We start from the raw sequence: 16578 nt of genomic DNA on the forward strand, positions 1-16578 counted from the left end.
GGTGCGGGGACGAAATCGTCACCGGGAAGAAAGACGCAAACGTGACGGCCGCCCCATGGGGGCGGCCGTTTTGTTCACGCGTCAGCTGTTGTTGTGGTCGACCTTGATGGTCGGATCGCTGCCGGCAATCAGGTTGTGAATGTTGGCAGTGGACCAGTTGTTGCCTTCCAGTTTGATCGTCACGTCCGGTGTCGCGGCAGCCGCGTCGGCGGAGTTGAACTTGCCCGCCGAACTGACTTGCAGCGACGACACGCCGTCGACCGTGGTGATCTTCAGGAAGTTGTCGATGGTGCTGCCGGACTCGCCCTGCAGCAGGTCGCGCAGGTCGATGCGGTCACCTTCGCTGGCGTTGAAGTCCTTGATCACATCGTTGCCGGTATCGCCTGCTTTCCAGACGAAGGTGTCGGCACCGGAACCGCCGATCAGGATGTCGTTGCCCGGGCCGCCGATCAGCGTGTCGTTGCCGGTGCCGCCGAGCAGGATGTCATTGCCCTTGCCACCATCGAGCACGTCATTGCCGCCACCGCCGAACAGGATGTCATTGCCTGCGCCGCCCAGCAGCGTGTCGTTGCCGTCGTGGGTACCGGACACATCGAACGCCTGATAGTGCTCGGTGATGTACTGGTGCACGTTGCTGGTGGTGACTTTGCTGACATCGACGCCGGTCTGCTGCGCGACGAACGCCTGCATCGCCTGGTAACCCTCGCCGGCAATGCCGTTGAAGCTCACCAGATCGCCGAACAGGATGTCATTGCCGTCGCCGCCGTTGACCGTGTCGTTGCCCGGCATCGTCGCTTCGGTGTGGCCGATGATCGAGTTGGCCAGGTCCTTCGGATCAATGTTGGTCTGCGGGTTGTGATCGGTGTCGTACGGTTTCAGGTCGTTGAGGCTGACACCGCTGTTGATCCCGATGGCTTCCACATTGGACAGGTTGCCCAACAGCGCAAAGGCGCTGTTGGCATTGTCAGTCGTGGCCGAGCTGGTGCTGCTGCCGGAACCCGCCAGGTTCGACAGCTCGTAGGTGCCGTCGCCTTGGGCGTGGATGTTGCCCACGTTGTTCCAGTTCCAGTAGCCGTTCTTGTACGTCTGCAGGACCACGGCCCCCGCCGTGCTGATAGTCAGGTAGTGCGTGCTGTCGATGTAGGTGCTGAAGCTGTCGCCCAGTTTGTAGTTGCTGGTCTTCACCACGTCGTCGAACTTCACGTTGCCGTACAGCGTCGGGTTGGTCTGTTCGCCGCTCTGGTAGTAGGTCGGCTGGCCGTCGGTGATGAAGTAGGTGAGGTTCTTCGCCCCGGTGTTGGCCACTGCATCAGCGCTCTGGAAGAAGTTGGCCGTGGTCTTGAACACGTCTTCGTAGTTGGTGCCCCCGCCGGAGGTCATCGAGTCCAGCACCGCTTTGAGCTTGGTCAGCGCGTTCGGATCGTTGAGGTTCACCGACACCGACTTGTTGACCTGGGTATCGAAGTCCACCAGGAAGATGTTCACCGTGCCCGAGTTGTTGCCCATGCTCTGCTTGAGGGTGTTGAACACCGACGTCAGCGAGTCCTTGGCGGCGTTGATCGACGAGGTGCTCATGCTGCCCGAGCTGTCGACCATGAACGCGATGTTGTAGTTGGTGCCCGGCACAACGGTCAGGCCGCCGATGTCGGCGACGATGATGTCGTTGCCGTCGGTGCCGGTGACGGTGTCGTCGGCCGAGGTGGCGACAATCGAGTTGTAGACCGCCGGCACCACGGAGACCGGAATGGTCGCGGTGGTGCTGGCCGAGCCGCCCAGAGCCTCGGTGGAGGTCGAGGTCACGGTCAGGTTGAACTGGCCGTTGTAGTAGGCCGGCGGGGTCACGGTCAGGCTGCCGAGGTTCCAGCCGGTGACGTTGGCATCGCCGCTGGTGGCGGTCACGGTGAAGCTGTGGCCGGCGCCGTCGCTGAGGACCGAACCGACCGGTGCGCCGCTGATCTTGATGCTCAGGGTTTCCGAGCCGTCGGTGTCGGTCAGCGCAGTGCTGATCGACGACAGTTTCACGGTGGTGCCTTCGGCGCCGGTGTTGAGCTTGTAGCCGTCGTAATAGCCTTCGCCGTTGGTGCCGTGCAGATCGGAGACGGTTACACCGGAGTTCACCAGGTCCTGTACGCCGGTGTAGATCGGCACGCCGGTACTGCTCAGGTCGATCGCCGTACCGCCGTTGACCGACAGGTTGACGTCGTAGCTGCCCAGGCCGTTCTGGTTGTGGTGGTAGATCTCCAGGGTGTAGTAGCCGCTGGTGGTCGGGGTGAACGAACCGTTGAGGTTGCCGCCCGCGCCCCACGTCGTGGAGGCCACGTTCTTGCCTCCGATGTTCACCAGCAGGCTGTCATCGCCGGTGCCGGTAAAGGTGTAGGTCTTGCCGGCTTCGAGGTAGATCAGGCCGGAGGTCTTCGACGCGGTGCCCGCCGCGACGTTGCCGTCGGACTGCACGTTGGTCACGTTGCCTTTGGAGTTCGCGGTACCGGCGCCGTCGATCACGTTTTTCAGGGTGGTCGAGTTCGCGCCGCTGCCGTCGGTGCCCAGGCCCGACAGGCCGGTCCAGACTTCCTTGATCAAGCCGGTGGACTTCACGCTGTTGTCGGCCACCGACAGGGTCGGCGCATCCGCCACCGGCGTGATGTCGATTTTGATCGTGCCGGTGTTACCCAGCAGTTGACCGTCGGTTGGCTGGAACTTGATCTGTGCGTAGTCAGCCTGGTTGTTGCCCAGACCGGTGCCGCCGTAACCGTTCACACCCGATTCGTTGGCATCCGGCATGAAGCGCAGCTTGCCGGCGTCGATGTCGGCCTTGCTGAAGGTCTGGTTGGTGGCGACGTCTTTCCAGGTCGAACCGTCCAGGTACTGCAGTTTGCCTTCGCCCGGCAGTTGGGTGATTTTCACGCCCAGGCTTGAGGCCGGGCTGTCGACGTCGGTCACGCCGAAGGTCGACCAGCCGAGGATCAGCGGCGTGTCTTCGGTGCCAGTGACGTTGGCCGGCGCGGCAACCGGCGCGTCGTTGACGGCGACCACGTTGACCGTGGTGGTGGCCACGTTGGAGTAGTTGCCGCCATCGGTCACCGTCACGGTAATGATGCGCGGCACGGTGCTCGGGTCTTCACTGCTGTTGGTGAAGGTGATGTTCTTGATCGCCTGCATGTAGTCGGCGAGCGTTGCGTTGCCCGAGAGTGTCAGCGTGATCGTGCCATTGGTGCTGTTGGCGTTGATGGTGATGCCGTTGACGCTGTTGCCCAGGTTCAGCGCATCGCCGTCCTGACGGTTGGTCAGCACGATGGTGGCGCCGGTCAGCATGGTGCTGTCCGGGTCGGTGATGTTGATGTCGGTGTCGGCAATCGACACACCTGCGCCCGGGGTGTTCTCGGTGAAGGTCACCTTGTAGTCGGCCCCGGTGGCGCCGCTGGAGTTGTTGGCGTCGAGGTCGATGACCGGTGGTGCATCGTTGTCGATGATCGAGGTGCTGACGCTGCCGTTGGTGCTGCTGACCGCCAGGTTCTCGAAGTTGCCGCCGGTGGCCGAGTCGATCTTGACCACGAAGTTCTCGGTGCCTTCGGTGATCTTGTCGTCGATGGTCGCGACGTTGAACTGCGCACTGCTGGCGCCCGCCGGGATCTTCACGGTGTACACGCCGGTGAAGTCCGAACCGTCGGCGGCGGTGCCGCTGTAGACGATTTTCAGGGTCACGTCGGTTTGCGCCGGGTGGGTCAGGCTGACGGTGTAGCTGGCGGTCTGGCCTTCGGTCACCGAGGTGCTGCCGGTGATGCTGACGGTGGTGGTGTCGATGGTGTCAGTGACGCTGGTCACCGCTGGCGTGTTGCTGGTCACCAGGTTTTCGAAGTTGCCGCCGGTGGCGTTGGTGATGGTTGCCTGCACGGTGCCGGCGTCTTTGTAGACGTCGTCAGCCGGTGCCGGAACGGTCACGGTGCCGGTGGTTTTACCCGCATCGATGGTGATCACCGAACCGTTGCTCAGCGTCACGGTCACCGGAGTGCCGGCCGCGTTGGTCAGGGTTGCGGTGTAGGTGATCGAGCCACCCTCGGCCACGGTGCCGGTCGCGGTCAGCGACAGGTTGGTGGTGTCAATGGTGTCGGTCACGGTGGTGCTGACCGGCGTCTTGTCGGCCACGAGGTTTTCGTAGTTGCCGCCACTCACATTGGTGATCGAGTTGGTCAGCGGTGCATGACCATTCAGGACGTCGTTAGGCGCGGTCGTGGTGACAGTGCCGGTGGTCTTGCCGATGTCGATGGTGATCGACTGACCGTTGGACAGGGTTACGGTCACTGGCGAACCGGTCACTGGAGCGCCGACAGTCGCGGTGTAGACGACGTTGCCGCCCTCGGCCGCCGTCGTGGTGGCAGTCAGCTTCACGGTGGTGGTGTCGATGGTGTCGGTAACGCTTGTCACCGCTGGCGTGTTGCTGGTCACCAGGTTTTCGAAGTTGCCGCCGGTGGCGTTGGTGATCGTTGCCTGGACAGTGCCGGCGTCCTTGTAGACGTCATCTGCCGGGGCTGGAACGGTCACGGTGCCGGTGGTTTTACCCGCCTCGATGGTGATCACGGCGCCATTGCTCAACGTTACGGTCACCGGAGTGCCCGCCGCGTTGGTCAACGTTGCGGTGTAGACGATCGAACCACCCTCGGCCACGGTGCCGGTCGCAGTCAGCGACAGGTTGGTGTTGTCGATGGTGTCGGTGACAGTGGTCGACACTGGCGTCTTGTCGGCTACGAGGTTTTCGTAGTTGCCGCCGCTGACGTTGGTGATGGCGTTGGTCAACGGCGTGTGTCCGTTGAGCGCATCGTTCGGCGCGGTGGTGGTCACGGTGCCGGTGGTCTTGCCGATGTCGATGGTGATGGTCTGGCCGTTGGACAGGCTCACGGTCACTGGCGAACCCGTCACTGGAGCGCCGACAGTCGCGGTGTAGACGACGTTGCCGCCCTCGGCCACCGTCGTGGTGGCAGTCAGCTTCACGGTGGTGGTGTCGATGGTGTCGGTAACGCTTGTCACCGCTGGCGTGTTGCTGGTCACCAGGTTTTCGAAGTTGCCGCCGGTGGCGTTGGTGATCGTTGCCTGGACAGTGCCGGCGTCCTTGTAGACGTCATCTGCCGGGGCTGGAACGGTCACGGTGCCGGTGGTTTTACCCGCCTCGACGGTGATCACGGCGCCATTGCTCAACGTTACGGTCACCGGAGTGCCCGCCGCGTTGGTCAGTGTGGCGGTGTAGATGATCGAACCACCTTCGGCAACCGAATTGGTAGCACTCAGGGACAGGTTGGTGGTGTCGACAGTGTCGGTCACGGTGGTGCTGACCGGTGTCTTGTCGGCCACCAGATTTTCGTAGTTGCCACCGGAAACGTTGGTGATGGCGTTGGTCAGTGGCGCATGACCATTCAGCACATCGTTAGGCGCCGTGGTGGTCACGGTACCGGTGGTTTTACCGACTTCAATAGTGATGTTCTGACCATTGGCCAGGGTTACCACAACCGGCGAGCCGGTCACTGGGGCACCCACGGTCGCGGTGTAGGTGACGGTGCCACCTTCAGCCGCGGTTTCGGTCGCGGTCAGTTTGACCGTGGTGGTGTCGATGGTATCAGTGACGCTGGTCACCGCTGGCGTGGTGCTGGTCACCAGGTTTTCGAAGTTGCCGCCGGTGGCGTTGGTGATCGTTGCCTGTACGGTGCCGGCATCCTTGTAGACGTCATCGGCCGGTGCCGGAACCGTCACGGTGCCGGTGGTTTTGCCGGCGTCGATGGTGATCACGGCGCCATTGCTCAAGGTTACGGTCACCGGAGTGCCCGCCGCGTTGGTCAGTGTGGCGGTGTAGATGATCGAACCACCTTCGGCAACCGAATTGGTAGCACTCAGGGACAGGTTGGTGGTGTCGACAGTGTCGGTCACGGTGGTGCTGACCGGGGTTTTGTCGGCGACCAGATTTTCGTAGTTGCCACCGGAAACGTTGGTGATGGCGTTGGTCAGTGGCGCATGACCATTCAGCACATCGTTAGGCGCCGTTGTGGTCACGGTGCCGGTGGTTTTACCGACTTCAATAGTGATGTTCTGACCATTGGCCAGGGTTACCACAACCGGCGAGCCGGTCACTGGGGCACCCACGGTCGCGGTGTAGGTGACGGTGCCACCTTCAGCCGCGGTTTCGGTCGCGGTCAGTTTGACCGTGGTGGTGTCGATGGTGTCGGTAACGCTGGTCACCGCTGGCGTGTTGCTGGTCACCAGATTTTCGAAGTTGCCACCGGTGGCGTTGGTGATCGTTGCCTGTACGGTGCCGGCGTCCTTGTAGACGTCATCGGCCGGTGCAGGAACTGTCACAGTGCCGGTGGTTTTGCCGGCGTCGATGGTGATCACGGCGCCATTGCTCAAGGTTACGGTCACCGGAGTGCCCGCCGCGTTGGTCAACGTTGCGGTGTAGACGATCGAACCACCTTCGGCCACGGTGCCGGTCGCGGTCAGCGACAGGTTGGTGGTGTCGATGGTGTCGGTCACGGTGGTGCTGACCGGGGTTTTGTCGGCGACCAGATTTTCGTAGTTGCCACCGGAAACGTTGGTGATGGCGTTGGTCAGTGGCGCATGACCGGTCAGCACATCGTTAGGCGCCGTGGTGGTCACGGTGCCGGTGGTTTTACCGACTTCAATAGTGATGTTCTGACCATTGGCCAGGGTTACCACAACCGGCGAGCCGGTCACTGGGGCACCCACGGTCGCGGTGTAGGTGACGGTGCCACCTTCAGCCGCGGTTTCGGTCGCGGTCAGTTTGACCGTGGTGGTGTCGATGGTATCAGTGACGCTGGTCACCGCTGGCGTGGTGCTGGTCACCAGGTTTTCGAAGTTGCCACCGGTGGCGTTGGTGATCGTTGCCTGGACAGTGCCGGCGTCCTTGTAGACGTCATCTGCCGGGGCTGGAACGGTCACGGTGCCGGTGGTTTTACCCGCCTCGATGGTGATCACGGCGCCATTGCTCAACGTTACGGTCACCGGAGTGCCGGCAGCGTTGGTCAGTGTGGCGGTGTAGAGGATCGAACCGCCCTCGGCGACCGAATTGGTAGCGCTGAGTGTCAGGTTGGTGGTGTCGACGGTGTCGGTGACGGTGGTGTTGACCGGGGTTTTGTCAGCTACAAGGTTTTCGTAGTTGCCGCCCGTTACGTCGGTGATCGCATTGGTCAGAGGTGCATGACCGTTCAGCGCGTCGTTCGGCGCAGTGGTGGTGACGGTGCCGGTGGTCTTGCCGACTTCGATGGTGATCGACTGACCATTGGACAGGGTCACGGTGACCGGAGAACCCGTCACTGGTGCGCCAACAGTGGCGGTGTAAGTAACGGTGCCGCCTTCTGCCGCCGTTTCGGAAGCGGTGAGCTTCACGGTCGTCGTGTCGATGGTGTCGGTGACTTCGGTGACAGCCGGAACGGTGCTCGGAACCAGGTTCTCGAAGTTGCCACCGGTTGCATCCTTGATGGTGACTTCGACTTTGCCGGCATCCTTGTAGACGTCATCGGCCGGGGCCGGAACGGTTACGGTGCCGGTGGTTTTACCCGCTTCGATGGTGATGACGGCGCCGTTGCTCAACGTCACGGTCAGCGGAGTGCCGGCCGGGTTGGTCAATGTCGCGGTATAAACGATCGAGCCGCCTTCGGCCACGGTGCCGGTCGCGGTCAGCGACAGGTTGGTGGTGTCGACGGTGTCGGTGACGGTGGTGTTGACCGGGGTTTTGTCAGCTACGAGGTTTTCGTAGTTGCCGCCCGTTACGTCGGTGATCGCATTGGTCAGAGGTGCATGACCGTTCAACGCATCGTTCGGTGCGGTGGTGGTCACGGTACCGGTGGTCTTGCCGACTTCGATGGTGATTTGCTGACCGTTGGCCAGGCTCACGGTGACCGGAGAACCCGTCACTGGTGCGCCAACGGTGGCGGTGTAAGTAACGGTGCCGCCTTCTGCCGCCGTTTCGGAAGCGGTGAGCTTCACGGTCGTCGTGTCGATGGTGTCGGTGACTTCGGTGACAGCCGGAACGGTGCTCGGAACCAGGTTCTCGAAGTTGCCGCCGGTTGCATCCTTGATGGTGACTTCGACTTTGCCGGCATCCTTGTAGACGTCATCGGCCGGGGCCGGAACGGTTACGGTGCCGGTGGTTTTACCCGCTTCAATGGTGATGACGGCGCCGTTGCTCAACGTCACGGTCAGCGGAGTGCCGGCCGGGTTGGTCAATGTCGCGGTATAAACGATCGAGCCGCCTTCGGCCACGGTGCCGGTCGCAGTCAGCGACAGGTTGGTGGTGTCGACGGTGTCGGTGACGGTGGTGTTGACCGGGGTTTTGTCAGCGACGAGGTTTTCGTAGTTGCCGCCCGTTACGTCGGTGATCGCATTGGTCAGAGGTGCATGACCGTTCAACGCATCGTTCGGTGCGGTCGTGGTGACAGTGCCGGTGGTCTTGCCGACTTCGATGGTGATTTGCTGACCGTTGGCCAGGGTCACGGTGACCGGAGAACCCGTCACTGGTGCGCCAACAGTGGCGGTGTAAGTAACGGTGCCGCCTTCTGCCGCCGTTTCGGAAGCGGTGAGCTTCACGGTCGTCGTGTCGATGGTGTCGGTGACCTGGGTTACGGCCGGAACGGTGCTTGGCACCAGGTTCTCGAAGTTACCGCCGGTGGCCGTCGAAATGGTTGCTTCGACTTTACCCGCATCTTTGTAGACGTCATCAGCCGGAGCCGGAACGCTCACGGTGCCAGTGGTTTTACCGGCTTCGATGGTGATGACAGCGCCGTTCGACAGGGTCACGGTCACCGGAGTACCCGCCGGGTTGGTCAGGGTCGCGGTGTAGACGATCGAACCGCCCTCGGCCACGGAACCAGTGGCGCTCAGGGTCAGGTTGGTGGTATCGACGGTGTCGGTGACCGTGGTCGAAACCGGCGTCTTGTCGGCCACCAGATTTTCGTAGTTGCCACCGCTCACGTCGGTAATAGCGTTGGTCAGCGGTGCATGGCCATTCAACGCATCGTTCGGTGCGGTGGTGGTCACGGTGCCGGTGGTCTTGCCCACTTCGATGGTGATCTGCTGACCATTGGCCAGGGTCACGGTCACAGGCGAGCCAGTCACAGGCGCACCCACAGTCGCGGTGTAAGTGACCGTGCCGCCTTCAGCCGCCGACTCGGTGGCGGTGAGTTTGACCGTGGTGGTGTCGATGGTGTCGGTGACGTTGGTCACGGCCGGAACGGTACTCGGCACCAGGTTCTCGAAACCGCCACCGGTGACGGTCGAAATGGTCGCCTCGACTTTGCCGGCATCCTTGTAGACGTCATCGGCTGGCGCGGGGACAGTCACGGTGCCAGTGGTCTTGCCGGCTTCGATGGTGATGACCGCGCCGTTCGACAAGGTCACGGTCACTGGCGAGCCAGCCGCATTGGTCAGGGTGGCGGTGTAGACGATCGAACCCCCTTCGGCCACCGAGTCGGTGGCGGTCAGGTTCAGGTTGGTGGTGTCGACAGTGTCCGAAACCGAAGTGTTGGCCGGTTTGCTGTCGACGGCCAGGTTTTCGTAGTTGCCACCAGTGGCTTTGTCGATGGTGACGCTCAGCGAGCTGCCGCCAGCCAGCGGGCTGTTCGGCGCGACGAAGTTCACGGTGCCGGTGGTCTCGCCCACGGCGATGGTGATGGTCTGGCCGTTGGACAGGGTCACCACGACCGGCGAGCCGGTCACTGGCGCGGTCACGGTGGCGGTGTAGACCACGGTTTCGCCTTCGGCGACGTTGGCGGTAGCGCTCAGGGACACGGTGGACGTGTCGATGGTGTCGTGGACGGTGGTGACTGCCGGGCTGGTGCTGGTGACCAGGTTTTCGAAGTTGCCGCCGGTGGCGCCCTTGATGGTCGTTTCCACGGTGCCGGCGTCCTTGTAGACGTCGTCCTTCGGTGCATCGACGGTCACGGTGCCGGTGGTTTTGCCAGCCTCGATGGTGATCACCGCGCCGTTGCTCAGCGTCACGGTCACCGGGGTGCCAGCGGCGTTGGTCAGGGTCGCGGTGTAGGTGATCTGGCCACCTTCGTTGACTTCCGGCGTCGCGCTCAGCGTCAGGTTGGTGGTGTCGACGGTGTCGGTGACGGTGGTGCTGACCGGTGTCTTGTCGGCCACCAGATTTTCGTAGTTGCCGCCGCTCACGTCAGTGATCGAGTTGGTCAACGGTTCGTGGCCGTTGAGTGCGTCGTTCGGCGCGGTAGTGGTTACGGTGCCGGTGGTTTTGCCGACTTCGATGGTGATCGACTGACCGTTGGCCAGGGTCACGGTCACAGGCGAACCGGTCACCGGTGCGCCGACAGTGGCGGTGTAGGTGACGGTGCCACCTTCAGCGGCGGACTCGGTCGCGGTCAGTTTGACCGTGGTGGTGTCGATGGTATCGGTGACTTCGGTAACCGCTGGAACGGTGCTTGGTACCAGGTTCTCGAAGTTGCCGCCGGACGCGTCCTTGATGGTGACTTCAACCTTGCCGGCGTCTTTGTAGACGTCATCGGCTGGCGCAGGAACGCTCACGGTGCCGGTGGTTTTGCCCGCTTCGATGGTGATCACGGCACCGTTCGACAAGGTCACGGTCACCGGCGTACCGGCCGGATTGGTCAGGGTCGCGGTGTAGAGGATCGAACCACCCTCGGCCACGGTACCGGTCGCGGTCAGCGACAGGTTGGTGGTGTCAACGGTGTCGGTGACAGTGGTCGACACTGGCGTCTTGTCGGCGACCAGATTCTCGTAGTTGCCACCGCTCACGTCGGTAATCGCGTTGGTCAGTGGCGCGTGACCGTTCAGCGCGTCGTTCGGCGCAGTGGTGGTCACGGTGCCGGTGGTCTTGCCGACTTCGATGGTGATTTGCTGGCCGTTGGACAGGGTCACGGTGACTGGCGAACCGGTCACAGGTGCGCCCACCGTCGCAGTGTAAGTAACGGTGCCGCCTTCTGCCGCCGATTCGGTCGCGGTCAGTTTGACCGTGGTGGTGTCGATGGTGTCGGTGACCTGGGTCACGGCCGGCACGGTGCTCGGCACCAGGTTCTCGAAGTTGCCGCCGGTTGCCGTCGAAATGGTTGCTTCGACCTTGCCGGCATCCTTATAGACGTCATCGGCTGGCGCCGGGACAGTCACGGTGCCAGTGGTCTTGCCCGCTTCGATGGTGATGACCGCGCCGTTCGACAAGGTCACGGTCACTGGCGAGCCAGCCGCATTGGTCAGGGTCGCGGTGTAAATGATCGAACCACCTTCGGCCACGGTGCCAGTGGCGCTCAGGGTCAGGTTGGTGGTGTCGACGGTGTCGGTCACCGTGGTGCTGACCGGGGTCTTGTCAGCAACCAGATTCTCGTAGTTGCCACCGCTCACACCGGTGATCGAGTTGGTCAGCGGCTCGTGACCGTTCAGCGCGTCGTTCGGCGCCGTGGTGGTGACGGTGCCGGTGGTTTTGCCGACTTCGATGGTGATTTGCTGGCCGTTGGACAGGGTCACGGTGACCGGAGAACCGGTTACTGGCGCGCCGACAGTGGCGGTGTAGGTGACGGTGCCACCTTCTGCCGCCGACTCGGTCGCAGTCAGTTTGACCGTGGTGGTGTCGATGGTATCGGTGACTTCGGTAACCGCTGGAACAGTACTTGGTACCAGGTTTTCGAAGTTGCCGCCAGACGCGTCCTTGATGGTGACTTCGACTTTGCCGGCGTCTTTATAAACGTCATCGGCTGGCGCAGGAACAGTCACGGTGCCGGTGGTCTTGCCGGCTTCAATGGTGATGACCGAGCCATTGCTCAAGGTCACGGTCACCGGCGTGCCCGCAGGGTTGGTCAGCGTGGCGGTGTAAACAATCGAACCGCCCTCGGCCACGGTGCCAGTGGCGCTCAGCGACAGGTTGGTGGTGTCGACGGTGTCGGTTACGGTGGTGCTGACCGGTGTCTTGTCAGCAACCAGATTTTCGTAGTTGCCACCGGTCACACCGGTGATCGAGTTGGTCAGCGGCTCGTGACCGTTGAGTGCATCGTTCGGCGCCGTGGTGGTGACGGTGCCGGTGGTTTTGCCGACTTCGATGGTGATCTGCTGACCATTGGCCAGGGTCACGGTGACCGGAGAACCGGTTACTGGCGCGCCGACCGTGGCGGTGTAGGTGACAGTGCCGCCCTCGGCCACCGAGGTGTCAGCCGTCAATTTGACGGTCGAGGTGTCGATGGTATCGGTGACTTCCGTCACGGCAGGGACGGTGCTTGGAACAAGGTTCTCGAAGTTGCCACCGGACGCATCCTTGATGGTCACTTCGACCTTGCCGGCGTCCTTGTAGACGTCATCGGCAGGAGCTGGAACGGTCACGGTACCGGTGGTCTTGCCGGCCTCGATGGTGATGACCGAGCCATTGCTCAAGGTCACGGTCACTGGCGTGCCGGCCGGGTTGGTCAGGGTCGCGGTGTAGACGATCGAACCGCCTTCGGCCACGGTGCCGGTCGCAGTCAGCGACAGGTTGGTGGTGTCGACGGTGTCGGTGACCGTGGTCGAAACCGGGGTCTTGTCGGCGACCAGATTCTCGTAGTTGCCGCCGCTTACGTCGGTAATCGAGTTGCTCAGCGGTGCATGGCCGTTCAACGCATCGTTCGGTGCGGTGGTGGTCACGGTACCGGTGGTTTTGCCGACTTCGATGGTGATTTGCTGACCGTTGGCCAAAGTGACAGTCACTGGCGAACCGGTCACAGGCGCACTCACAGTCGCGGTGTAGGTGACAGTGCCGCCCTCGGCCACCGAGGTGTCAGCCGTCAATTTGACGGTCGAGGTGTCGATGGTATCGGTGACTTCCGTCACGGCAGGGACGGTGCTTGGAACAAGGTTCTCGAAGTTGCCACCGGACGCATCCTTGATGGTCACTTCGACCTTGCCGGCGTCCTTGTAGACGTCATCGGCAGGAGCTGGAACGGTCACGGTACCAGTGGTTTTACCGGCCTCGATGGTGATGACCGAGCCATTGCTCAAGGTCACGGTCACTGGCGTGCCGGCCGGGTTGGTCAGAGTGGCGGTGTAGAAGATCGAACCGCCTTCGGCCACGGTGCCGGTCGCAGTCAGCGACAGGTTGGTGGTGTCGATGGTGTCGGTGACCGTGGTCGAAGCCGGAGTCTTGTCCGCTACGAGGTTCTCGTAGTTGCCGCCGCTTACGTCGGTAATCGAGTTGCTCAGCGGTGCATGGCCGTTCAACGCATCGTTCGGTGCGGTGGTGGTCACGGTGCCAGTGGTCTTGCCCACTTCGATGGTGATCGACTGACCATTGGCCAGGGTCACGGTCACCGGCGAGCCGGTCACTGGCGCGCCAACGGTAGCGGTATAAGTGACAGTGCCACCTTCTGCTGCCGACTCGGTCGCGGTGAGCTTCACCGTGGTGGTGTCGATGGTATCGGTGACTTCGGTAACCGCTGGAACAGTGCTTGGCACCAGGTTCTCGAAGTTGCCGCCGGACGCGTCCTTGATCGTGACTTCAACCTTGCCGGCATCCTTGTAGACGTCATCAGCCGGAGCCGGAACAGTCACGGTACCAGTGGTTTTGCCAGCCTCGATGGTGATGACCGAGCCATTGCTCAAGGTCACGGTCACCGGCGTACCGGCCGGGTTGGTCAGGGTCGCGGTGTAAACGATCGAACCGCCTTCGGCCACGGAACCAGTGGCGCTCAGGGTCAGATTGGTGGTGTCGACGGTGTCGGTCACGGTGGTGCTGACCGGCGTCTTGTCGGCCACGAGGTTCTCGTAATTGCCGCCGCTTACGTCAGTGATCGAGTTGGTCAGCGGCGCGTGGCCGTTGAGTACATCGTTCGGTGCGGTGGTGGTCACGCTGCCGGTGGTTTTACCCACTTCGATGGTGATGGTCTGACCGTTGGCCAGGGTCACGGTGACCGGGGAGCCGGTCACCGGTGCGCCAACAGTGGCGGTGTAAGTGACGGTGCCGCCTTCAGCGACCGAGGTGTCAGCGGTCAGTTTCACGGTTGAAGTGTCGACGGTATCGGTCACTTCGGTAACCGCCGGGACAGTACTCGGAACGAGGTTCTCGAAGTTGCCGCCGGACGCGTCCTTGATCGTGACTTCGACCTTGCCCGCGTCCTTGTAGACGTCATCGGCAGGGGCCGGAACGGTCACGGTACCGGTGGTTTTGCCGGCTTCGATGATGATCACCGCGCCGTTGCTCAAGGTCACGGTCACAGGGGTGCCGGCCGGATTGGTCAGGGTGGCGGTGTAAACAATCGAGCCGCCTTCGGCCACAGAACCAGTCGCGCTCAGCGACAGGTTGGTGGTGTCGACGGTATCGGTGATCGTGGTCGAAACCGGGGTTTTATCGGCGACGAGGTTTTCGTAGTTGCCGCCAGTCACACCGGTGATCGAGTTGGTCAGCGGCGGATTGCCGGTCACCGCGTCGTTCGGCGCGGTGGTGGTGACGGTGCCAGTGGTCTTGCCCACTTCGATGGTGATCGACTGACCGTTGGCCAGGGTCACGGTCACCGGCGAGCCGGTCACTGGCGCGCCCACCGTCGCGGTATAGATAACGGTGCCGCCTTCGGCTGCGGTTTCGGTCGCGGTCAGTTTGACCGTCGTGGTGTCGATGGTATCGGTGATCTGGGTCACGGCCGGAACGGTACTTGGTACCAGGTTCTCGAAGTTGCCGCCGGTGGTGCCGGCAATGCTGACTTCGACTTTGCCCGCATCCTTGTAAACGTCATCGGCTGGCGCCGGAACGGTCACAGTGCCGGTGGTTTTGCCTGCTTCAATGGTGATGACGGAGCCGTTGCTCAACGTCACGGTCACTGGCGTGCCGGCCGGGTTGGTCAATGTAGCGGTGTAAACGATCGAGCCACCTTCGGCCACTGAGCCGGTGGCGCTCAACGACAGATTGGTGGTGTCGATGGAGTCGGTGACCGTGGTGGTCGCCGGCGTGGTGTTCGGCACCAGATTTTCGAAATTGCCGCCGGTAGCACCGGTAATGGTGGTGCTGACGGTGCCGCCGTTGTTGTAGACGTCATTCGGCGCGGTTGGCACGTTGACGCTGCCGGTGGTCTTGCCGGCTTCGATGGTGATGGTCGAACCGTTCGACAACGTGACGGTGACCGGTGTCTGCGCCGGATTGGTCAACGTCGCGGTGTAAGTGATCTGGCCGCCTTCGACCACGGTGCCAGTGGCCGTCAGGGTCAGGCCGGTGGTGTCTTTCGAATCGACAATGGTGGTAACGGCCGGCGTCGGGTTCGGTACCAGATTCTCGAAGTTCCCGCCCGTTGCACCGGTGATGGTCGTGGTGACAGTGCTGCCATTGTTGTACACGTCGTTGGGCGCAGTCGGCACGTTGACGGTGCCGGTGGTCTGGCCGGCGCCGATGGTGATGGTCGAGCCGTTGGACAGGGTGACGGTGACCGGCGTCTGCGCCGGGTTGGTCAGGGTCGCGGTGTAGGTGATCTGGCCACCTTCGGTGACGCTGTTGCCCGCCGTCAGCGTGACGGTGGTGGTGTCGATGGTGTCGGTGACCTGGGTCACGGCCGGTGTGGTCGGCACGGTGACGGTAATGCCGTTGCCGCCGGTGGTGCCGGTAACGGTCACGTTGATCTGGGTCGGGTCGTTGTAGACCGTATCGTTCGGGGCCAGCGGCACGTTGACGGTGCCCGTGGTGGAGCCTGCCGGAATCACGATCACCGAACCGTTGGACAGGGTGATGCTCAGGTCGGTCAGCGGCGCCTGGGTCAGGGTCGCCGTGTACACCAGCACGCCGCCGGCTTCGGTGATGGTCGGTGTGGCGCTGAGGCTCAGGGTCGAGTCGCGCAAGGCGTTGGGGGTGGTATCGGTGGTCTGGCCACCCGTGATGTTCTGGGCGGCCTGACCGGCCGAGTTGATGCCTGCGGTCGGGAAGCCGATGGTCGGGTCGACACGGCCAGCGGTTGCGTCGAGCATCACGAAACTGTGGCCGCCACCGGCAGCACCACCAGTGCCTGCGGCGCTCGGGCCGGCAGCGGTGGCGTCAAGAGCGGTGGTCGGGTCGACGCCGGCGGCAATGGCCTGCTGCAGCTCTTCAACGGATGGTGCGGCTTGCGCAGTGGCTTCGGCCAGGTCGGTGGTGGAGTCCGGAGTATCGGCGCTCCATTGGGTGTCACGACCCAGATCGATGGTACGGCCGTCAGCCAGCTCCAGAGACACCGCGCCAGATACGCCGGTATCGACCTGATCGCCGGCGAACAAACGGTCGCCTTCAACGAGTACGCGACGGACGCCCTCTGGGGACACCACGAAAACCTGACCGACAATGCTTTTGACGATGGCAACAACACTGCTCATTGAAGACTCTCCGGGTGTCACGTTCAGTTGACTTCCATAGACCTGATGGCTTTTCTGCGCCGATTCAGTCTGGACGTACTTTTTAAAAAGGGTGGAACAAGTTTGACGCTGATCTGCGTCAATATTTTGGCTGGAATCTTTCGCTATTAACTTTATGCCAAACTATTGACCTTATGGATGCCATCCTAAACAATCGCCCCACTAATGTCACATTGATATTTACGCGGCGACTTGCCCTTGAGCATGTGATCCAGTTCCGGTTTT

1 protein-coding gene is annotated in these 16578 nt (G+C 62.4%); it reads right to left on the bottom strand.

Annotation, left to right across the window (positions count from 1 at the left end):
* Nucleotides 1-81: 81 nt before the first annotated feature.
* Nucleotides 82-16314, bottom strand: coding sequence for a LapA family giant adhesin (locus NE357_RS00675; RefSeq protein WP_169428308.1), 16233 nt, complete (start codon nucleotides 16312-16314; stop codon nucleotides 82-84).
* Between the last annotated feature and the right edge of the window lie 264 nt (nucleotides 16315-16578).

Source organism: Pseudomonas sp. G7(2022), assembly GCF_052660475.1.